Annotated in this window: 19 protein-coding genes and 1 riboswitch; of the genes, 8 read left to right on the top strand and 11 right to left on the bottom strand. The window is 69.9% G+C overall.

What is annotated here, in order from left to right; translation table 11 throughout:
- Positions 1-3: 3 nt before the first annotated feature.
- The 8 genes from ACJ512_RS14915 to modA all read right to left on the bottom strand — a co-directional run bounded on the left by ACJ512_RS14915 (position 4) and on the right by modA (position 7181).
- Positions 4-1032, bottom strand: a complete 1029-nt coding sequence (locus ACJ512_RS14915; protein WP_407689681.1) for a zinc-binding alcohol dehydrogenase family protein — start codon at positions 1030-1032, stop codon at positions 4-6.
- A 48-nt stretch (positions 1033-1080) separates the two neighbouring features.
- Positions 1081-1380, bottom strand: a complete 300-nt coding sequence (locus tag ACJ512_RS14910; RefSeq protein ID WP_407689680.1) for a GlsB/YeaQ/YmgE family stress response membrane protein — start codon at positions 1378-1380, stop codon at positions 1081-1083.
- Between the two features lie 135 nt (positions 1381-1515).
- A complete protein-coding gene (locus ACJ512_RS14905; protein WP_461479744.1) occupies positions 1516-2565 on the bottom strand; it encodes an alanine and proline-rich secreted protein Apa in 1050 nt (349 codons plus the stop codon).
- A 108-nt stretch (positions 2566-2673) separates the two neighbouring features.
- Positions 2674-3801 (bottom strand): sulfate/molybdate ABC transporter ATP-binding protein, encoded by a 1128-nt coding sequence (locus tag ACJ512_RS14900; protein WP_407687807.1) that lies wholly within the window; start codon positions 3799-3801, stop codon positions 2674-2676.
- Between the two features lie 10 nt (positions 3802-3811).
- On the bottom strand, positions 3812-3997 hold the full coding sequence (locus tag ACJ512_RS14895; protein ID WP_407687808.1) for a hypothetical protein: 186 nt from the start codon (positions 3995-3997) through the stop codon (positions 3812-3814).
- Positions 3998-4008: 11 nt separating this feature from the next.
- Positions 4009-5463: an NAD(P)/FAD-dependent oxidoreductase gene (locus ACJ512_RS14890; protein ID WP_407687809.1), complete on the bottom strand. Its 1455-nt coding sequence runs from the start codon at positions 5461-5463 to the stop codon at positions 4009-4011.
- A 146-nt stretch (positions 5464-5609) separates the two neighbouring features.
- Entirely contained in the window at positions 5610-6404 is a 795-nt protein-coding gene (locus tag ACJ512_RS14885) for an ABC transporter permease (protein WP_407687810.1), read from the bottom strand.
- A gap of 9 nt (positions 6405-6413) precedes the next feature.
- The gene (gene modA / locus ACJ512_RS14880; protein ID WP_407687811.1) at positions 6414-7181 is read right to left on the bottom strand and encodes a molybdate ABC transporter substrate-binding protein; all 768 of its coding nucleotides are present in this window, start codon (positions 7179-7181) and stop codon (positions 6414-6416) included.
- A 167-nt stretch (positions 7182-7348) separates the two neighbouring features.
- Here modA and ACJ512_RS14875 point away from each other — a divergent pair, with 167 nt between their 5' ends.
- The 8 genes from ACJ512_RS14875 to ACJ512_RS14840 all read left to right on the top strand — a co-directional run bounded on the left by ACJ512_RS14875 (position 7349) and on the right by ACJ512_RS14840 (position 17891).
- Positions 7349-8026, top strand: a complete 678-nt coding sequence (locus tag ACJ512_RS14875) for an SDR family oxidoreductase (protein WP_407687812.1) — start codon at positions 7349-7351, stop codon at positions 8024-8026.
- Positions 8027-8089: 63 nt separating this feature from the next.
- Positions 8090-9007, top strand: a complete 918-nt coding sequence (locus ACJ512_RS14870) for an LLM class F420-dependent oxidoreductase (protein WP_407687813.1) — start codon at positions 8090-8092, stop codon at positions 9005-9007.
- A gap of 131 nt (positions 9008-9138) precedes the next feature.
- Positions 9139-9531 carry a DUF4189 domain-containing protein gene (locus ACJ512_RS14865; RefSeq protein WP_407687814.1) on the top strand — a complete coding sequence of 131 codons (393 nt, stop codon included), beginning with the start codon at positions 9139-9141 and terminating at the stop codon, positions 9529-9531.
- Between the two features lie 234 nt (positions 9532-9765).
- Complete coding sequence (locus ACJ512_RS14860; RefSeq protein WP_407687815.1) at positions 9766-11148, top strand: NAD(P)/FAD-dependent oxidoreductase; 1383 nt, start codon at positions 9766-9768, stop codon at positions 11146-11148.
- A 145-nt stretch (positions 11149-11293) separates the two neighbouring features.
- Positions 11294-11357, top strand: a riboswitch (guanidine-III (ykkC-III) riboswitch).
- A 116-nt stretch (positions 11358-11473) separates the two neighbouring features.
- A complete protein-coding gene (locus ACJ512_RS14855; RefSeq protein WP_407687816.1) occupies positions 11474-12637 on the top strand; it encodes an agmatinase family protein in 1164 nt (387 codons plus the stop codon).
- A gap of 809 nt (positions 12638-13446) precedes the next feature.
- The gene (locus ACJ512_RS14850) at positions 13447-14847 is read left to right on the top strand and encodes a PPE family protein (RefSeq protein ID WP_407687817.1); all 1401 of its coding nucleotides are present in this window, start codon (positions 13447-13449) and stop codon (positions 14845-14847) included.
- Between the two features lie 8 nt (positions 14848-14855).
- Positions 14856-16268, top strand: a complete 1413-nt coding sequence (locus ACJ512_RS14845) for a PPE family protein (protein WP_461480128.1) — start codon at positions 14856-14858, stop codon at positions 16266-16268.
- Positions 16269-16352: 84 nt separating this feature from the next.
- Complete coding sequence (locus ACJ512_RS14840) at positions 16353-17891, top strand: APC family permease (protein WP_407687819.1); 1539 nt, start codon at positions 16353-16355, stop codon at positions 17889-17891.
- 29 nt (positions 17892-17920) lie between these two features.
- Here ACJ512_RS14840 and ACJ512_RS14835 read toward each other — a convergent pair whose 3' ends face one another.
- The 3 genes from ACJ512_RS14835 to ACJ512_RS14825 are packed head-to-tail and all read right to left on the bottom strand — an operon-like array spanning position 17921 to position 19891.
- A complete protein-coding gene (locus ACJ512_RS14835; RefSeq protein WP_407687820.1) occupies positions 17921-18568 on the bottom strand; it encodes an urease accessory protein UreD in 648 nt (215 codons plus the stop codon).
- Positions 18568-19245, bottom strand: coding sequence for an urease accessory protein UreG (gene ureG / locus ACJ512_RS14830; RefSeq protein WP_407687821.1), 678 nt, complete (start codon positions 19243-19245; stop codon positions 18568-18570). Before ureG ends, ACJ512_RS14835 begins: the two co-directional genes overlap by 1 nt.
- Before the next feature lie 10 nt (positions 19246-19255).
- Positions 19256-19891 (bottom strand): urease accessory protein UreF, encoded by a 636-nt coding sequence (locus ACJ512_RS14825; protein ID WP_407687822.1) that lies wholly within the window; start codon positions 19889-19891, stop codon positions 19256-19258.
- Positions 19892-20022: the final 131 nt, after the last annotated feature.

The raw sequence follows: 20022 nt of genomic DNA, 5'->3' as shown, positions 1-20022 counted from the left end.
CCGCTACACCAGCAGCACCGCCGCGCCGGCGATGCGGCCGGCGCTGAGATCGCTCAACGCCTGGTCGGCCTGGTCCAGCTGGTATTCGGGCGTGGTCACCTCGATGTGGTGGTGCGCGGCGAAATCGAGGAAGGCGCGCGCGTCGGCGCGGGTGTTCGACGTGACCGACCGGACTTGGCGCTCCTGGAACAGATGGCGCTGGTAGTTCAGCACCGGGATGTCGGACAGGTGGATGCCCGCGACCGCCAGGGTGCCGCCACGGTCCAGCGCCTCCAATGCGGGCAGCACCAGATCACCGACCGGGGCGAACAGGATTGCGGCGTCCAGCGGCACCGGCGGCGGATCGGCGGCGCCTTGAGCCGACGCGGCGCCCAGCTGCAGCGCCAGTTCCCGCGCGTCGGCCCCGCGGGTCATCACGTGCACCTCGGCGCCCTGCGCCAGGGCGACCTGCGCGGTGATGTGCGCGCTGCCGCCGAACCCGTACAGCCCCAGCCGTCCCCCCGGCGGCAGCTCGGCCCGCAGCAGGGAGCGGTATCCGATGATCCCGGCGCACAACAACGGCGCGAGTTCGCTGTCGCTGTACCCGCTCGGTAGATGGTGTGCGAAAGCGGCTGGGACCGTGGTGAATTCGGCGTATCCGCCGTCGGCGTCCCAGCCGGTGTAGCGCGACTCGGGGCACAGGTTCTCGTTGCCGCGACGGCAGTACTTGCACGCGCCGCACGTGTGGCGCAGCCACGCTATGCCCACCCGGTCCCCCACCCGGAAGCCGTCACCGGCCGCCGAGCCCACTTGAATGACCTCCCCTACCACCTCGTGCCCGGGGATCACCCGGTCGCGGTGGACGGGGAGGTCGCCTTCGGTGACGTGCAGATCGGTGCGGCAGACGCCGCAGGCCTTGACGGCGACCAGCAGCTCCGTCGGCGCCGGCCGTGGCACCTCGGTGCTGACTTGCTCGAGCGGCCCGGAGGCCATCGGGCCGGGCCGGCGCACGCGCCAGGCGCGCATAGTTGAGGCCGTGGCGGTTGAGGGCATCAGTCCATCATGCCGCTGTCCGCCACGGCCGCAACGGGTTGGTTCCGGCTAGGTCTTTTTCACCATGCCCACGAGCCACAGCAGGATCACCGAGCCGAGCAGCGCGGTGAAGAAGGTGAAGATCCAGCCTCCGCCCGCAGTGTCGACGAAGAAGCTCAGGATGAAGCCGCCGATCAACGCACCCACGATGCCGATCACGATGTTCATCAGGATGCCGAATCCGCCGCCCTTGATGATCTTGCCGGCGGCCCAGCCCGCGAGGCCGCCGATGATGATGTAACCGATCAGACCGACGCTGGTAAATGTCGTTGACCGGGCCAGGTATTCGGTAGCTGCGATGACGTTCATACACGTCTCCTTGCATTTGCTGGCAAATCCCAGCTCACGTTCGTGGGCCGTGATTTCGGTATACCCGGTTCGCGTAACGAATCCGGTGCCGAATCGGAGACGATTGGCCCAACGCGGGTGATCCGGATGTGGCGCTCAGGTGCGCATCGTCGGCTGCGGTGCCGGTGCGGGCGTGGGGCTGACCTGTCCCGCGGGCGCCTGGCCCGGGGCGGGGACGGGAGTCGGGACCTCGGGAGCCGGCGCGGGGGCTGCGGGGGCCGGCGCCGGAGATGCCGGCGCCGGTCCGGGCGCTTGACCGGGGGCGGGCGCCTGACCCGGGGCGGGTGCCGGCGCGCCCGGGGCCGCCGGCGGCGGCGCCCAGGGCTGGATCGACTCAGCCAGCGCCTTGGCGGCGCCCCTGTCCACCGGGTCGTTGGACGTGCCGAGCCACACCACGAACCACCGCTGGGGTGCCCCGCCGTTGGCGGCGGGCGTGCCGACGACGCCGGTCCAGATCTGGCCGTTCGGCTTGGCCGTGTCGTTGAACTTGACCTCGTAGTACGACGCGCTTCCCGTGAGTCCGTTGCCGTTGAGCGGGGTGGATTCCTGGTTGATGCGGGTGCCGGGGTACGGCATGTAGAACTCACCCATGTCCGAGCCGAGCCGGACCGCGGCCTTGGCGTTGTCGGGTTCGGCGCTGGCGTATAGCTTCTGGTCCAACCGGCCCAGGACGATCCGGGTGTCGTTGGCCACGGGCGGCGCCTGGCCCGGCATCGGCGGCTCTCCGGTGGTCTTGCTCAGCATGGCCGAGCCGTAGTCGAGGTGCGACGCGTCCGATTCGACCCATCCCGGGGGCAGCAGGAAGCTGAACCCTCCGACGGCGTTCGTGATCCGGGGCAGGTCCGGTGGCGGCGGCGGGGGCGGCGGCGCGTTGGGGTCGGCCGGCGGCGGGGGCGGCGCGTTGGGGTCGGCCGGCGGCGGCGCCGCGTTGGGGTCGGCCGGCGGCGGCGCCGCATTCGGGTCACCCGGGGCGGGCGCGGGTGCGGGCGCGGCGGTGGTCGCCGGTGCCGGGGGCGCGGGCTCCGGATCGGCCTTCGACGTCGCCGGCAGTGCGATACCGACCGCGCTGACACCGGCCGCGGCCGCGATCGCCAGCGTGGCCCGCAGTCCCCTGCGGCGCGTTGAGTTGAGGTCCTCCCGATCCATGGCGACGAACCTACCGCGTTACTGCTGTGACGCAAGGGTGGCTTGCTGACAATGTGGTGCGCTTTTTCTCGTGTGGTCCCTGCGGCAATTGGTCAGCGCGCCGGCTCGTCAGCCGGGGCGTCGCCGCGGCGCCGGATACAGCGCGACCTCGTGCGCCTTGACGCTGAACCACACCCGCTCGCCGGGGGCCAACCGCAGCTCCGCGGCGGCCTCGACGGTGACTTGGGCGGTCAGGCCGGGCGCGCCGTCGGGCTGCTCCCGGCCGCGCACCAACACCGCCGTCCCACGCGTGTCGAGCTCGGCCACGGTCTGCTCGACGGTGTTGCGCGGGCTGCCGTGCGGCCGATGCCGATACACCGCCACCGCCGTCGGCGCGAACACCGCGACCGCGTACCGCCCCGCGGTGAGATCCGCCCCGAAGTCCTGGGCCGGCATACCGTGCCAGCGGCGGCCGGACTGGTCGTGCAGCGAGCCGTCGGGCCCCACGGCGCCGTTGACCAGGTTGACACCGGCGATGCGCGCCCCGAAATTGCTGCGCGGGGCGGTCAGCACCTCGGCCACCGGACCGATCTCGGAGATCTTGCCGGACTCCAGCACCAGGACCCGGTCGGCCAGCGTGAACACGTCCAGCAGGTCATGGGTTATCAGGATCACGGCGCAGCCGCTGCGGGACACCACCGCCCGCAGCACCGCGCGGATCGCCGCCGCCGCGGCGACGTCGAGGCCGGTCAGTGGCTCGTCGAGCAGCAGCACATCGGGCTCGGCGGCCAGCGCCCGCGCGATCGCCACCCGCTGGGCCTGGCCACCCGACAACTGGTGCGGCTTGCGATCGGCGAACTGGTGGGCGTCCACCTCGCGCAGCCAGCGCAGCGCCGTCGCCCGCTCCCCGGCGCGCGCGGAGCGCCACGTCCGGAGCTTCTTGGGACGGCTGTGGGGCCCGAAGGCGACGTTGGCGGCGACGCTCAGGTGCGGGAACAGCAACGGGTCCTGCAGCAGCAGCCCCACCCGGCGGTCGTGCGTGGCCACGTTCACCCCCGCCGCGGTGTCGGTGAGCACGCGATCCCCCAGCCGCACCACGCCCTCGTCGGGGCGCACGAGCCCGGCGATGACGTGCAGCGCCGTCGACTTGCCCGCGCCGTTGGGCCCCAGCACCGCGAGCACCTCGCCGGCGGCCACCGAGAACTCCACGTCCAGTCGGCGGCCACCGACCACCGCGCGAAGCTGCAACCGGCTCACCGGCGACGCGTCAGTGGTGACCGCTGAAGATGATCCGCATCATCTTGAGATTGATGCTGGTGAAACGCCAGAACTGCACGAGCAGGTTTTGGCGCATCCGCAGCTTCGACCGGGTGGGCAGCGGCGCATCGGCGATGCGTTCGGCGGTCCGGACGTTCACCTCTGAGTCGATGCTCTCACTGTCCATGGAAGTCATGGGACCGCCTTTCACTCGGGGATCAACCACCAGAACGGCCTGGCCTTGGCCTTGTAGATGAACATGTAGTGCAGCAACATCTTGATCCAGTGCCCGGCCAGGCCGAGCTCGCCGGAGGTGCCGGCGATGTCGCGGCCGGTCTGCGGATACTTCTTCGGGTCCGGGACGACCGGGAACATCGTCATCGCGGCGGCCGACCCCTCGCGCAGTCCGGCACCGGCGGAGGCGACGCACGCCGCGCCCATGGTCGCCATCGAGGCGCGGTGGGCGGCGGCGTCGGGGTGCTCGATGCGGTCGCGGATGGTCTCGGCGACCGTCTTGGCCATGATGCCCGACGGCATCCCGGTGCGCGGCGGGCTCGGCGTGATGACCGTGCCGTTGGGGCTCTTACGCGGCCGAGAGATCGGGTGGGGCGGCGCGAACGCGATGCCTGGGGCGAAGATGTTCCGGTAAGCCGGGGACTCGTAGGTGTGCGGCCAGTCCTCGGCGGACCACTCGTCGTAGGGCTTGCCCGAGTAGTCGGCGTCCACCTTGAGGAAACCCGACGGCGCGAACAGCTTCGACGTGATGTCGTTGCCTGCGTTGTCGTAGGCGGCGAGGGGGACGCCCTTGAACGGCGGCAGCAGCATCGCGAAGTCGAAGTCCAGGTCGTGCTCCTTGCCGTCGAGTTGCTCGTAGCGCAGCTTGCCTTCCATCACCTCGTGCACGGCGGCCTGGGTGACGGCCTTGACGCCGCGCTCGCGGAACAGCGACTCCGTCCACATGCGGCTGGACTGCAGGAAGCCCTTCTCCTGGAACTGCATGCCGTCGACGCCGAAGTCGCCGAGTTCGTACTCGTTGGTGAGGTAGACGATCTCGGCCATGTCGCGCAGACCGGCCGCGCGCAGCGTGTGTTCGACGTTGAAGGCGTATTCGAACGCCGCCCCCTCGCAGGTGCAGGTGCCGTGCCCCACGCCGATGACCAGGCGTTGCTTCTCGCCGGCTCGCATCTTGGCCATCACCTTGTGCAGCGCCGCGGACGCCTCGATGGCGTGATCGGCGGTGCACACGGAGTAGGAGTGCCCGTCCGGGCCCAGGCCGGGCGTGGCCGCGAAGTTCAGCTGCGGACCCGTAGCGTTGATCAGGTAGTGGTACACCACGGAACCGGTCTGGCCGTTGCGCTCGGTGTCGGTGTAGGTGAAGTCCACCGTGGGCGACGCCTCACCGCCCGTCCCCTCGGGACGGATCGCGGTCGCGCGCGCCTGATGGAAGATGATGCCCTTGCGGTCATAGATCGGTTTCAGCGGAATCAGCACCTTGTCCGCCTCCATCCGGCCGACGCCGACCCAGATGTTCGACGGGATCCAGTTCCAGTCGGCGTTGGGCGAAATCACGACGACCTCGTGCTTGCGGGGTAGCCATCGGCGCAGGTGCAGCGCGGCGGTGTGTCCCGCGATGCCAGCGCCGAGGATGACGACTCGTGCCATTGATGCTCCTCGGTCGGACCAGGCCACAACGGTGATGCGGCTCGATGCCCCCAAGGGTACCCCTGGGGGTATCAAGCGTGAAAGGCGGCTCAGTTCATCGTCGTTCAGCCGCCCGCGCCTGGAAAGGGCACTTGGTAACCGGGCGCCTACCTGCCGCCGCTCGCGGTCAGCCCGCGCGCTCCCAGGCCCAGCACCACCAGCGCCGCCACCGCCACCAACAGGATCGACAAAGCCACGGCCGCGTTGGCGTCGGTGACGCGCTGCAGGTAGATCTCCAGCGGCAGGGTGCGGGTCACCCCCTGCCGCGAACCGGCGAACGTCAGCGTCGCGCCGAACTCCCCCAGTGAACGCGCGAACGCCAGCACCGCCCCCGATGCCAGGCCCGGCCGCAGCAGCGGGAGCGTGACCCGCCACCAGACCGCGCTGGGCCGGGCCCCCAGCGTCGCGGCGACCACCTCGTAGTCGGCCCCGGCGGTGCGGGCGGCGCCCTCGAGGGAGATCACCAGGAACGGCAGCGACACGAAGCTCTGCGCCAGCACCACCGCGGTCGTGCTGAAGGCGATGCTGATCCCGGCGGCCTCCAGGTATTGCCCGAGCAGTCCCAGCCGGCCGAACGCGTAGAGCAACGCGATCCCGCCCACGACCGGGGGCAGCACCAGCGGCAGCAGGATCAGCGGCCGCAAAAACTGCACCAGGGGTGTCGTGCTGCGCGCCAGCACGAGCGCCATCGGGACCCCCAGCAGCACGCACAGCGCCGTGCTGGCGGCCGCGGTCTTCAGGCTCAGCAACAGCGCCGTCCTCGACGACGAACTGGTGATCAGCGACCAGAAATTCGGCCAGTCGACCTTGACCGCGATCGCCAGCAGCGGCAGCACCACGAAGACGGTCCCCACCGCGGCCGGCACGTACACCCAGCGCGGCAGGTTTACGGGGGCAGCCACGGCCGGCGGTCAGGGCTTCGCGAACCCCGCCCGGGCCAGCGCCTGCTGACCGGGGCCGGACATCACCAGTGCGACGAACCGCCGCGCCGCCGCGGGGTGCGGGGCATGCCTCAGCACCGCGATGGGGTAGGTGTTGACCGCGCCGGCCGCCTCGGGAAAGTCGACGGTCGCCACCTTGCCGCCGGCGTTCTTGGCGTCGGAGACGTACACCAGTCCGGCGTCGGCCTGACCCGTGGTGACCTTGTCGAGCACGTCGGTCACGCTGAGTTCCTCGCTGACCGGCCTCAGGTGCACGCCGGTGTCGTCCTCGATGCGCCGGGCCGCCGACCCGCACGGCACCGGCCGCTGGCAGATGACCACGGCCAGGGCCGGCCTGGCCAGGTCGGCGAAGGCCGCGACGTTTTTCGGGTTCCCGGGAGCGGTCACGATCACCAGCGTGTTCGAGGCGACGTCCGCGGGGTCGCCGGCCAGCAGTCCGGCGTTGGCGACGGTGTCCATCTGCGCCGTGTCGGCCGACGCGAAGACGTCGGCGGAGGCGCCCTGGGTCAGCTGCGTCGCCAGCTCGGAGGAACCGGCGAACTCGAAATCGACGCCGTCGCCGGGATGGTCGGCCTTGAACTGCCGTCCGATCTGGGTGACGGCGGGCTTCAGCGAGGCCGCGGCGAACACGACGATCGACCCGGTGGATTGCGCAGAGGGCGATTTGCCGGCGCACCCGACCGGCGCGATCAGCAGCGCCGCCGACACCAGACAAGCCGCGAACCCGACCGGACGCACGCATGCACCCTAACGGGCGGTGCGCGTCCCGGGAGGATTGTGGTGATGGCCGAATAGTTACGCAATTGGCGCGCGCGTCGCGGCGCCGGGGATTTCATTGGCTAGCTACCGTCCAGTAACATGTGCTGAGTCGGGTCTGGGGGTTCGACGGTGAACACGAGGAGGTCATGGCAGTGGACGTGCTGGTCACCGGTGGGGACACCGAACTGGGGCGCACAGTGGCCGAGGGTTTCCGCGACGCCGGTCACAAGGTGACGCTGGTGGGCGCGCGCCGCAGCGAGGTGGAGATTGCCGCCAAGGAACTCGACGTGGACGCGATCGTCTGCGACACCACCGACCCGGCCAGCCTCGAAGGGGCCCGCGGGCTCCTCCCCCGCCACCTGGACACCATCGTCCACGTGCCCGTCCCGTCCTGGGAGGCCGGCGACCCGCGGACGTACTCGATCGCCGACACCGCGCAGGCCTGGCGCAACGCCCTCGACGCGACGGTGCTGTCGGCCGTGCTGACCGTGCAGGCCGTCGGCGACCATCTGCGCTCCGGCGGCTCCATCGTCGGGGTGGTGACGGAGAACCCCCCGGCGGGCAGTATCGACGCCGCCATCAAGGCCGCGCTGTCGAGCTGGGTCGCCGGGCAGGCCGTCGTCTTCGGCACGCGCGGGATCACCGTCAACGCCGTCGCCTGCGGGCGCAGCGCCCAGCCCGGCTACGACGGCCTGTCGCGCACGCCCCCGACGGTGGCGGCGGAGTTCGCCCGCCTGGCGCTGTTCCTCACCACTCCGGCCGCCCGGCACATCACCGGCCAGACCCTGCACGTCAGCCACGGCGCGTTGACCCAGTTCGCCTGAGCCCGTTGCGGTTGGCGCGTCCCACCGGTTTCTCGCCGTGGGCCGATCGCTACGGTAACCAGCGTGGCTATACGACTCGGTCTGCAGATTCCCAACTTCTCCTACGGCACCGGGGTGGATCAGCTTTTCCCCACCGTCATCGCCCAGGCCCGCGAGGCCGAATCGGCCGGTTTCGACTCGGTTTTCGTGATGGACCACTTCTACCAACTGCCCATGCTGGGCTCACCCGACCAGCCGATGCTGGAGGCCTACACCGCCCTGGGGGCGCTGGCCACCGCCACCGAGCGGGTGCAGCTGGGCACCCTGGTGACCGGCAACACCTACCGCAACCCCACCTTGCTGGCCAAGACCATCACCACGCTGGACGTGGTGAGCCGGGGCCGGGCCATCCTGGGCATCGGCACCGGCTGGTTCGAACTCGAACACGACCAGCTCGGCTTCGAATTCGGCACCTTCAGCGACAGGTTCAACCGGCTCGACGAGGCGTTGCAGATCATCCTGCCGATGCTCAAGGGCGAGCGGCCGACCTTCTCGGGCAACTGGTATCGCGCGACGGAGGCGCTGGCCAATCCCCGCTACCGCGACCACATCCCGTTGATGATCGGCGGCAGCGGCGAGAAGAAGACGATCCCGTTGGCGGCGCGGCACTTCGACCACCTCAACGTGATCGCCGGGTTCGACGAGCTGCCGCGCAAGCTGCAGGTGGTGCGACAGCGGTGCGAGGAGATCGGCCGCGACCCGGCCACGCTGGAAACCAGCATGCTGGTCACCGCGCTCGTCGACGACAACGCCAAACCCGACCAGATTCCCGCGGAGATGAGCCAGCGCATGGTGGCCGGCGGTGCCGAATCGGTGGCCGAGCAACTCAAGACCAAGGTGCTCGACGCGGGTATCGACAGCCTGATCATCAACCTGCCCTTCTACACGCCCGGTGTCGTGAGCGCCGCCGGCGAAGCACTGCGTCCGGTCGTCGGGTTGTAGAACGCGGCACCACGCGCCTCGCGCGACGACGGGTCGAGAATCGTTGCTGTCGCGAGGTGGCGCTTGCCGTGCCATAGTGGTTCTCGGCGTCACGACGGCGCAGCGCAAGAGCAAAGGGCCGGGGTCAGCCCATGAAGAAATTCGCAGCGGTGTGGATCGCGATCGGTGGTGTGGCATTCGCGGCAGCACCGATCGCGCATGCCGACAACGACTGGATGGCAATGGCGATCTCGGACTCCACCGGGCAGATCAAGATTGCCAACGGGGCAGCCAGTCAAGCTGACGCCGAGAAGTCGGCGATGGATCGGTGTCGCAAAAACATCAGCGACTGCCGCCTACTGGCCAGCGGCGGCCCGGGTGGGTGCGTCGCGCTCGCGCTGAACGGCGCCAAAACCAGATACTTCGGTGGCTGGGGCCCCACGCCCGATGCGGCGGAAGCGGCGGCGTTGGCGGTGGCCGGCGGCGGCGGAACCGTCCAAGCGGGCCACGACCACTGCTCCGGGGACCCGGCGCCGAACCAGTGACGTAGCGCGCTCAGTGGCCGCTTCGGTGCCGTCGCGCGGGTTGCGGGGACTCGCCGGCCAGCTGATAGTTGCGCCACAGCGCGCCCCCGGTCAGCAGGCAATACAGGCCCGGAACAACGTTAGTGTTGCGAACGACACATGCTTACGAGTTGGGTCCGGGGGTATACGCGTGACTACCGTGGTGAAGATACGGATTCGCGTGCGCAGGAGCCCCCGTCAGGAGCAGCCAAACCAATGAGCCCCCAGCCAGAAAGCCCAGCTGGAGCCAGGCATCGGGTCGTGATCATCGGATCGGGATTCGGTGGCCTCAACGCGGCGAAGAAGCTGAAACGAGCCGATGTCGACATCACGATGATCGCCCGCACCACCCACCACCTGTTCCAGCCGTTGCTGTACCAGGTTGCCACCGGGATCATCTCCGAAGGAGAGATCGCCCCGGCCACCCGGGTGGTGCTGCGCGACCAGAGCAATCTCCAGGTGCTGCTGGGCAACGTGACTCACATCGACCTGGCCAACCGCCGCGTCGTGTCCGACCTGTTGGGGCACACCTATGAAACCCCGTACGACAGCCTGATCGTCGCCGCCGGCGCCGGCCAGTCCTACTTCGGCAACGACCACTTCGCCGAGTTCGCCCCCGGCATGAAGTCGATCGACGACGCTTTGGAATTGCGCGGGCGCATCCTGGGCGCCTTCGAGCAGGCCGAGCGCTCCCGGGATCCGGAGCGCCGCAAGAAGCTGCTTACGTTCACCGTCGTCGGTGCCGGTCCCACCGGCGTCGAAATGGCCGGTCAGATCGCCGAGTTGGCCGAGTACACGCTCAAGGGCGCGTTCCGGCACATCGACTCGACGAAGGCCCGGGTGATTCTGCTCGACGCCGCGCCCGCGGTGCTGCCGCCGTTCGGGGAGAAGCTGGGCCGGCGGGCGGCCGCGCGGCTGGAGAAGATGGGCGTCGAGATCCAGTTGGGCGCGATGGTCACCGACGTGGACCGCAACGGCATCACCGTCAAGGACTCCGACGGCACCGTCCGGCGCATCGAGTCCCAGTGCAAAGTCTGGTCCGCCGGGGTGTCGGCGAGTGGGCTAGGCCGGGACCTCGCCGACCAGTCGGCGGTCGAACTGGATCGCGCCGGCCGGGTCAAAGTGCTTCCCGACCTGTCCATTCCCGGGCACCCCAACGTGTTCGTCGTCGGCGACATGGCCGCCGTCGAGGGTGTGCCGGGCGTGGCGCAGGGTGCGATCCAGGGCGCCAAGTACGTCGCCCGCACGATCAAAGCCGAGCTCGGCGGGGCGGACCCGGCGCAGCGCGAGCCCTTCCAGTACTTCGACAAGGGTTCGATGGCCACGGTCTCCAAGTTCTCCGCGGTGGCCAAGATCGGCCGGCTCGAGTTCAGCGGCTTCATCGCCTGGCTGGCCTGGCTGGTGCTGCACCTGGTGTACCTGGTCGGCTTCAAGAACCAGGTCACCACGCTGGTGTCGTGGGCGGTGACGTTCCTGAGCAATCGCCGCGGCCAGCTGACCATCACCGAGCAGCAGGCCTTTGCGCGGACGCGCCTCGAACAGCTTGCCGAACTGGCGGCCGAGGCGCACCGCTCGGAAAACGCCCGGGTCGCCAGTTAGCCCGGACCGCCGGGAAGTCATCCCCGGCGACGACCACGCTTCCCTGTCAAACGCCTGGCAATGTGCCTGGTAATCGGCTGTCAAAGCGGCCAGGTTCCTCGCCGGTGGGATTGCGGTGTGAGCTCGGCCGGTATGTTGGACCCCGGCGCAGCCGTGAAAGGCCGCCCGGACGAGTTCGCCGTACCCGGACAGCGACAAGACGGTGAGTACTGGATGCGTCGCGCGGCGGTCACCGAAGCCAATTCGAGTACCCGCCGGGTCGCTTAGATACCGTTCGCCGGGGCATCCTCCGCCGTGAGTTACATCTCAACGAGAGGACAGATTGGTGACGAATCCGTTCGCTGGACAGGCCGACATTCCCAACCGCGAAGGTCAGTGGGCACAGCAGGCCGAGGCGGAACTGCCGAACCGCCGCCACCGCGAAGAGATCGACCGCTGCATCGCGCACGGTCTGGAAGCCGCCCCGACGATCAACGACCGCACGCTGTCGACCTTCTCCCGCGGGGAACTGCCGCACTTCGCCGGAGAGCGCGGGACGTTTCTGAAGTGCCCGTTCCTGGAGGACGTGCACGACATCGCCGACGCCGAGGTGGCGGTCTTCGGCGCGCCGCTGGACGCCGGCACCACCTACCGCCCGGGCACCCGGTTTGGCCCCATGGGTATCCGGCGCTCGACCAACCTGTTCGGCACCTACTGCTACGAGCTGGGCGTGGACCTGCGCGAACAACTCAACATCGTCGACATCGGCGACGTCGTCACGATCCCGGCGAACATCGAGAAGTCGTTCGACCAGATCAGCACGGCGATGTCACACGTGGTCTCCCAGGGAGTCTTCCCCGTGGTGCTCGGCGGTGACCACTCGATCGGGTTCCCGACGGTGCGGGGCCTGGCCCCCCACCTGGACGGGAACGTGGGCATCATCCACTTCGACCGCCACGTCGACACCCAGGAAACCGACCTCGACGAGCGGATGCACACCACGCCGTGGTTCCACGCCACCAACATCAAGAACGCGCCGGCCACCAACCTGGTGCAGATCGGCATCGGCGGGTGGCAGGCACCGCGCGCCGGCGTCCAGGTGGGCCGGCAGCGCGGTAGCACCGTCATCACGGTCGGCGACGTCGAACGCGTCGGGATCGAGAAGATCGCCGAGATCGCCCTGGAGACGGCGTGGAAGGACGCCAAGGCGGTGTACCTGTCGTTCGACATCGACGTGATCGACGCCGGATTCGTGCCGGGCACCGGCTGGCCCGAGCCCGGCGGTCTGTTGCCGCGCGAGGCGCTCAACCTCATCCGGATGATCTCCGAGCCCGGACTGAACGGCATCGAGGTGGTGGAGTGCTCGCCGCCCTACGACTGGGCGGAACAGACCGCGCTGATGAGCAGCCGCGTCATCCTGGACAGCCTCGCGGTGATGGTGCGCGCCGGCAAGCTCGGGAAGAAGCCCGCCGCGATGAAACGGCACGCGTGGGGGCCGTTCACCGACTAGCCGCGCCGCGCGGCCCAGGGCGGTGGCCGGCCCCCGTACAAATTGAACGACACGCTCACGCGCCTGTGAGCGAGGAAGGCTGGGGACACGATGCGCGCACCGCCCGGTGATTCGCGTCGATGACACTGCCGACCGGTGCCGCCGGGGTGGCGTCACCGGCCGGCGGTAGCCGTCCCACACTCAACCCGCGGCCCTGGTAGGGTCGCGAGTTGAGTTTGCTGGCGTGTGCCCAAGCGAATTATCGTCAGAAACGCGCGGTTTAGCTGAAGGCGCCCCCGGGTGTCGGCCAATTGGGCTGGCAGCGCCGCTGCGCGCCGCGCACCGACCCTGCGCCTCGCGGCGGCGGGACCTCGTCGCTCCCGCCGCCGCCCAACCGTTCGATTGGTAAAAACTGTTGCGACAGTTCAGGTTTTGCTTGGGGCCCGGCGGAACCGGCCGTCCCGCCGGGCGTCGGCCGGGTGCCGCGACGACCCCCGCGACTCGTTGGCCGACGCTGTCGCCCGCCCGCGCCAACCGGGTCCCTTCCCCCGAACACAGTCAGTCCACAGCGGGTATCCAGACTTTCCAGCGAATTCACAGGAGTTAACCAGTCCGGTTACAGTGTAAACAACGATCATTGGTAGCTGTCCGGCGATCCGGACGTCCGTTCGATGATGTGCACCCCGGTGCGACTGTGTGGACGTTCGGGGCGTCACCATTCGCGCGCCCGTCACGGCGCTCGAAACCGGGCAGCAGGCACGAACCGAGAAATGTGGGCGACCGGGAATGTGGCGTGGTGATGACAGGTCGGCTTACGAGGGGGTTGTGACGTGGACTACGCGGCATTGCCGCCGGAGATCAACTCCGGTCGGATGTATGCGGGACCGGGGGCGGGACCGCTGGTGGCGGCCGCCGCGGCCTGGGACGGGCTGGCGGCGGAGCTGAACATCGCGGCGGCCTCGTACCGGTCGACGGTCTCCGAGCTCACTGGCGGCCCATGGGTCGGGCCGTCGTCGACCACGATGGCCGCCGCGGCGACTCCTTACGTGTCCTGGATGAGCGGCACGGCGGCACAGGTCGAGCAGACCGCAAGCCAGCTCAAATCGGCGATAGCGGCGTACGAGGCGGCGTTCACCGCCACCGTGCCCCCGCCGGAGATCGAGGTCAACCGGGCCCTGTTGGCGGCATTGGTGGCCACCAACCTCCTGGGGCAGAACACCCCGGCGATCATGGCCACCGAGGCGCAGTACGCCGAGATGTGGGCGCAGGACGCCGCGGCGATGTTCAGCTACGCCGGCGCCTCGGCCGCGGCGACCAAGCTGCTGGCGTTCGCCTCGCCGCCGCAGGCCACGAATCCGACCGGGGCGGCGAACCAGGCCGCCGCGGTCACCCAGGCCACGACCTCCGCCGCCGCGCCGAGCGCGCAGTCGGCGCTGACGGCGGTGCCCAATGTGCTGCAAGGTCTCTCGGCGGCGGGGGCGGTCAACCCGGCGGCGTCGCTCAACCCGATCACGTGGCTGGAAAACCTCCTCGGCCTGCCGATCCCCGCCAACCTCAACACCCTGACCACGAACATCGGAAACTGGACGCTGGTCCTCAGTGGCTTCCTGTTCACCGCGTCCGGTATCACGCCCCTGATGGGCGGGCTGTACGGGCTCGCGTTGCCGACGGCCACCGCCGCGGCCGCCGGCGATGTCGTACCCGGCGCCGGGCTCGGGGCGCTGGTGGATTCCTACGGCCCGGAGGGGGGCCCCATGTCGGCGGCGCTGAACGGCCCCGACGTGTCGGCCGGTGTCGGCGAGGCCGCGACGGTCGGCAAGTTGTCGGTACCGCACGGTTGGACGTCCTCCCCCGCCATCCGCCTCGCCGGCAGCGCATCGCCGTTGTCGAGCGCGGCGGCCGACGGCGTGCCGGCGGCCGGGGCGGCCGAGCCCGGGTTCTTCGGGGGAATCCCGCCGGTGGGCAGCCTGGTCAACGCGCCCAGGGGCGAACAGACCACGCGCACCAAGTCCGACAAGGGCCAGAAGGTCGTCGCGGCGCTGCCCGGCGAGCAGCACGCCGACGAACGCCCGGCGGCCCGGCCCGCCCCGGTGCAACCGGCTCGCAAGCACGTCGCCAGCGCCTTGAGCGAACGCGAACGCGAAGAGCTCGACAAGCTCAGGAAGGAGATCGCCGACGTGGCGATGGAACGCGATGCCGCGGCCCGGCTGATCAAGGAGGCGATGCTGTGATCAGCGCCCTGGATTTCGCGGCGTACCCGCCGGAGTTCAACTCGGCCCGGATGTATGCCGGGCCCGGGCCGGGGTCGTTGACGACCGCCGCGGCGGCCTGGAACGCGCTGGCGGCCGAGCTGACGTCGATGGCCACGTCGTATCGGGCCGTGCTCTCGGCGTTGACCGACGGGCCGTGGGCCGGCCCGTCGTCGATGCGGATGGCGGCCGCGGTGGCGCCGTATGTGTCGTGGATGAATGCCACCGCCACGCAGGCCCAGCAGACCGCCGGTCAGCTCTCCTCGGCGGTCGCGGCCTACGAGACCGCGTTCGCGGCGACCGTGCCGCCGCCGGAGATCGAGGTCAACCGCGCGCTGTTGGCGTCGCTGGTGTCCACCAACATCATGGGTCAGAACACCCCGGCGATCGCGAGCACCGAGGCGCAGTACGCCGAGATGTGGGCCCAGGACGCCCACGCGATGTACGGCTACGCCGGGGCCTCCTCTTCCGCCACGACGTTGACGCCGTTCAACGCCCCGCCACCCACGACCACCCCGGCCGCGGCGACCACCCAGGGTGCGGCGGCCACCCAGACCACCACGTCTGCCGTCGGCTCGAGCACCCAGTCGACGTTGTCGAGCGTGCCCAACCTGCTGCAGGGCCTGTCGTCGGGAGCGGTCGCGGCGCCGGGATCGAATCCGATCTACGACCTGTTGACCAGCGGCCCGTTCAACGCGTTCAACAATCTGAGCGGGCTGACGGTGGGTCCGCAGATCCTCTCCGAAGGCCTCAACTTCGATGCGTCCGGGGCCATGCTGACGTTGGCGCCGCCGGTGGCCGCGGGCTGGAACCCGCTGATCGACCAGCTCTCGGCGAGCACGGCCTCCCAGGTCTCGCCCACCTCTCCCCTGGATGCCGGGCTCGGGTCGAGCCTGGTGGACTCCTACGGCCCGGGAGCGGGCACGCCCGCCGGGCTCGGCGGCCCCGGGGTGTCGGCCGGCCTGGGCCGGGCCGTGTCCGTCGGCAAGTTGTCGGTGCCGGAGACCTGGGGTAGCGCGCCGGCGATCCGGCTGGCCGCCACCGCGGCGCCGTTGCCCGCCGCGGGGCTGGAAGGCGTGCCCCAGGCCGGGCCGGGCGGCTTCTACGGCATGCCCCCGATGGGTCCGGTGGCAAGTGTCGTCAACGCGCCGCGCGGCGACCAGGGCCGGCTCAAGGCCGGCGCACGCAACAAGGTGATCCCGGAGCTGATCGGCGGATCGGCCATGAACGACGACCCCGCGGCGCGCTGGGCCCAGCCGGCCCCCGGCGCGGAGGACGCCGCGGCGGTGGCCGAGCGCGACGAACTCAACCAGCTGCGGAGGGCGATCGCCGACGTGTCCCGACAACGCGACGTGCTCAAGCGCACGGCGGCGACCCTGATCAAGGAGGGGACGAACAAGTAGAAGGCCCGCACGATGCCCGCCCGCATCCGTGACGAGAACCGCCAGCCTGCCCGTCCACACGGCCTGAGAAGTGAGGAAAGAGCTTTGGCCATCAACACGACATCAAATACCGCGAACGATCGTGAGGACCACACCCAGCTCCGGACGGAGGTGGGCGCCGGCGTCGACGCCGCATACGACGAGGACCACGCCCAGCTCAAGGCGCTGGGGCTCCAATCCGACTTCCGGCGGGACATGAGCCCGTGGGCGAACTTCTCGCTGGGCTTCACCTACCTGTCGCCGGTGGTCGGAATCTACACGGTGTTCGCGTTCGCGCTGGCCACCGCCGGCCCGCCGATGATCTGGACCCTGCTGATCGCGGGGGCCGGGCAGATGCTGGTCGCCCTGGTCTTCAGCGAGGTGGTCGCGCAGTTCCCGGTGGCCGGCGGGGTCTATCCCTGGGCGCGGCGGCTGTGGGGACGCAAGTGGGCGTGGATGACCGGGTGGGTCTACATGTTCACCCTGCTGGCGTTGCTGGCCGACGCGGCCTACGGCGCGGGCCCGTACGTGGCCGACGTGTTCGGTTTCACGTCGTCCGCGCACGCCACGGTGCTGTGCGCGCTGGTCATGCTGGCGCTGGCCACGGCCATCAACCTGACCGGCACCAAGATGCTGAGCTACTTCGCCATCTTCGGGTTCAGCGCCGAGCTCATCGGCGCCATAGTCGTCGGTGTCTGGCTGCTGGTCACCCAGCGCCACCACAACCTCGGTGTGCTGTTCCACAGCTTCGGCGCCGAAGGCCACCACAGCTTCACCTACGCGTTTTTGGCCGCCGGCCTGATCGCGCTCTACCAGTTCTTCGGCTTCGAAGCGTGCGGCGACGTGGCCGAGGAGGTGCGCAACCCCGGCTTGGTGATCCCCAAGGCGATGCGGCGCACCATCTACATCGGCGGTTCGGCGGCCACCTTCGTCTGCTTGAGCCTGATCCTGTCGGTGCCCGACTTCGGCGCGGTGATCAGCGGCAAGGACGCCGATCCGATCGACACCGTCTTGAAGTCGGCGTTCGGCGGCCTGGGCGCCAAGGTGGTGCTGTGCGTCGTGCTGATCTCGTTCACGTCGTGCGCGCTGAGTCTGCAGGCCGCCGCCAGCCGGCTCATCTATTCCTACGGCCGCGACGACATGATCGTCGGCTCGAAGTTCCTGAAGCACTTCGACCAGAAACGGCACGTGCCGCCGTACGCGTTGCTGATCGCGGTCGTCATCCCGGCGCTGCTGATCATCGGGTCGCTGATCTCCAGCGACGCGCTGACCAAACTGGTCAGCTTCGGCTCGGTCGGGGTCTACATCGGGTTCCAGATGGTGGTGCTGGCCGCCCTGCGCGCCCGGCTCAAGGGCTGGCAGCCGAACGGGAAGTACAAGCTGGGCCGCTGGGGGCTGCCCGTCAACATCGGGGCGCTGCTCTACGGTGTCGCGGCCATCGTCAACCTCGCCTGGCCGCGGGAACCCTACAAGCCCTGGTACGACGACTACATCATCGCGATCCTGTCGGTGACCATCGTCGGCCTCGGCATCGTGTACCTGGTGCTCACCCGGGCCCACCAGAACAGCGACGCCCCGCACAACGACGCCATCCCCGCACGCTGAGCGACGCACCCGGCGGGGTGGCCGGTTGGTCAGCAGGACAACCGGTCCCCCTGCCAGGTGCTCAGCGATCCCCCGGCGGCCAATGCCAGCACCGTCGTCCCGGTGCCGGCTGGTGCGACGGAAGTGGTTGCCGGATAACATAACTCGCTGACATTGGCGCGCGGGGCGCACAGTGCGTCGTCGGCGAGCGATCCGGCGCCGAGCTCCACCCGGTGCCGCGTCAACGGCCGGTCGTTGCGGTCGGCGCACAGCGATCCCGACCAGAATCCCTCCCGCTCACCGAATCTGCCGATCTGGACCCGTTCACGCAGCCGGATCGATCCCTCCTCGTGCAGCAGCACCGAGATGCCGGACAGGTGACGCGCATGGGCGGCCACGACCGTCGGCTCGAGGTCGATGTCAAGGTCGCCGGCAACCTCCACCTCCCAGCGTGCGCGTGAGGTCGGTGTCGCCGGTCCCGGCAGCGCGACGCTGGCTGCGGCGCTGCGGATTTTCAGCCGGGCTCCCGGCTCGACGACCACGCGAATTTCGATGGCGTCGCCGCCCAGCGGGTTCGCGGCCGCGGAAACCAGGTGGACCGTGTCCGGTGCGGTGCAGCGAGCAGTCACAGCGCCCGCCCGGCATTCGATGCGCGGCAACCGGTTGGGGGCTGCGATCACCAGGAGCTCGGAGCGCATCAGAGGCTGGCGAACTCGCGCAGTTGCGTCCGGACCCACGCCAGCACACCGGTCGCGGCCGGGTCCTCGGTCAAGGATTGCAACACCGTCGGACGGCCCTCGCGCACTGCGTCGGCGTCGCGGGCCATCACTTGCAGGCTGGCGCCCACCGCCGACGCCAAGTCGGTTTTGTTCACCACCAACAGGTCCGAGAAGGTCACGCCCGGCCCACCCTTGCGGGGCACCTTGTCGCCGCCGGCCACGTCGACGACGAAGATCTGCACGTCGACCAGTCCCGACGAGAACGTGGCGGTGAGGTTGTCGCCGCCGGACTCGACCAGGATCAGGTCCAGCGCGTCGTGGGCGGCGATCAGGTCGTCGATCGCATCGAGGTTGGCGGTGATGTCGTCGCGGATCGCGGTATGTGGGCAGCCACCGGTCTGCACGGCCGCGATCCGGTCATCTGGCAGCACCGCGTGCCTGCGCAGGAAGTCGGCGTCCTCGGTGGTGTAGATGTCGTTGGTCACCACCGCCAGCGACAGCTCGTCGCGCAACTGCCGGCACAGCGCGGCGACCAGCGCCGTCTTACCCGAGCCGACCGGTCCCCCGATCCCGATGCGCAGCGGCTCACCGCGGCCGCGGACGCGTCGGGGCCGATCGGCGTGGGTGTGTGTGTGGGTGTGGGAATGTGTTGTCATGGCGAACCTTTCAGGATAAGAACAACGGCCGCTCGCGTTCGGCGTGGCACTCCGCGAGAGTGTCGAGGAGCGGGTCGGACAGGTCGGCAAGTCCCTTGGCCGCTTCGGCGGCGGTGTGCTCGCACAGATCCGCGAGCCGAAACGTGCACGCCGCGACGTCGGCCGGGTCCAGCGCGAGCAGGCGCTGCGCGGCCGTCGCCGTGCCGGTCATCGCGGTGTAGACGACGGTCAGCGCGCTCTGCTCGGGACTCAACCCGCCGGCGGCGCCGACCCGGCCCGCCGCAACGGCGAGGTGCGGGCGGGGGCCGATGGCATCCCAGTCCGCGTCCGGCCAGACCCGTCGCGCCAACCGGGTCAGTCCGCGGCCCTGGCTGCGCGAAGCTTGGCGGGCCGCCGGGGACGGGGTGCGCGCGTCGGCCTCCCGGTCGGCGTCTGCCGGGGTGAGCTCGCCGCGGTGCACCGCCGCCGCGATCGATGCAGCGACCAGCCCGTGGCTGCGAATCTTCCTGCACAGGAAGGCTTCCAGTGTTGCCATGTTAGTGACCAATCCGGTGGTGACGGCCTCTTCGACGCCGCCAGAGTGCACGTGCGCCCCGGTGGGCAGCCGCGAGTCCGCGAGGGTCAGTAACACCGCGAGAGACATCATGGGGCGATGGTCGGCCCCGCGGAATCGGAGGACATCCGCTCCTGCGGGCTCGGCATGCGGCCGGTGAACATATTCGTTGATCCTTCCACGCCCCGGTATCGGTGCTGCCGAAGCCCGTCCACTGCGCCCGT

Source organism: Mycobacterium cajalii, assembly GCF_045809005.2.
Taxonomy (GTDB): domain Bacteria; phylum Actinomycetota; class Actinomycetes; order Mycobacteriales; family Mycobacteriaceae; genus Mycobacterium.
This window is presented reverse-complemented; position numbering and strand designations above follow the sequence as displayed.

What these genes read in the sequence shown, in the direction of transcription:
- ureG (WP_407687821.1), bottom strand. Translation starts at nt 19,245, where the DNA reads ATGACAACACATTCCCACACCCACACACACACCCACGCCGATCGGCCC.
- ACJ512_RS14860 (WP_407687815.1), top strand. Translation starts at nt 9,766, where the DNA reads ATGAGCCCCCAGCCAGAAAGCCCAGCTGGAGCCAGGCATCGGGTCGTG.
- ACJ512_RS14875 (WP_407687812.1), top strand. Translation starts at nt 7,349, where the DNA reads ATGGCAGTGGACGTGCTGGTCACCGGTGGGGACACCGAACTGGGGCGC.
- ACJ512_RS14915 (WP_407689681.1), bottom strand. Translation starts at nt 1,032, where the DNA reads ATGCCCTCAACCGCCACGGCCTCAACTATGCGCGCCTGGCGCGTGCGC.
- ACJ512_RS14835 (WP_407687820.1), bottom strand. Translation starts at nt 18,568, where the DNA reads ATGCGCTCCGAGCTCCTGGTGATCGCAGCCCCCAACCGGTTGCCGCGC.
- ACJ512_RS14825 (WP_407687822.1), bottom strand. Translation starts at nt 19,891, where the DNA reads ATGATGTCTCTCGCGGTGTTACTGACCCTCGCGGACTCGCGGCTGCCC.
- ACJ512_RS14895 (WP_407687808.1), bottom strand. Translation starts at nt 3,997, where the DNA reads ATGACTTCCATGGACAGTGAGAGCATCGACTCAGAGGTGAACGTCCGG.
- ACJ512_RS14865 (WP_407687814.1), top strand. Translation starts at nt 9,139, where the DNA reads ATGAAGAAATTCGCAGCGGTGTGGATCGCGATCGGTGGTGTGGCATTC.
- ACJ512_RS14910 (WP_407689680.1), bottom strand. Translation starts at nt 1,380, where the DNA reads ATGAACGTCATCGCAGCTACCGAATACCTGGCCCGGTCAACGACATTT.
- ACJ512_RS14905 (WP_461479744.1), bottom strand. Translation starts at nt 2,565, where the DNA reads ATGGATCGGGAGGACCTCAACTCAACGCGCCGCAGGGGACTGCGGGCC.
- ACJ512_RS14890 (WP_407687809.1), bottom strand. Translation starts at nt 5,463, where the DNA reads ATGGCACGAGTCGTCATCCTCGGCGCTGGCATCGCGGGACACACCGCC.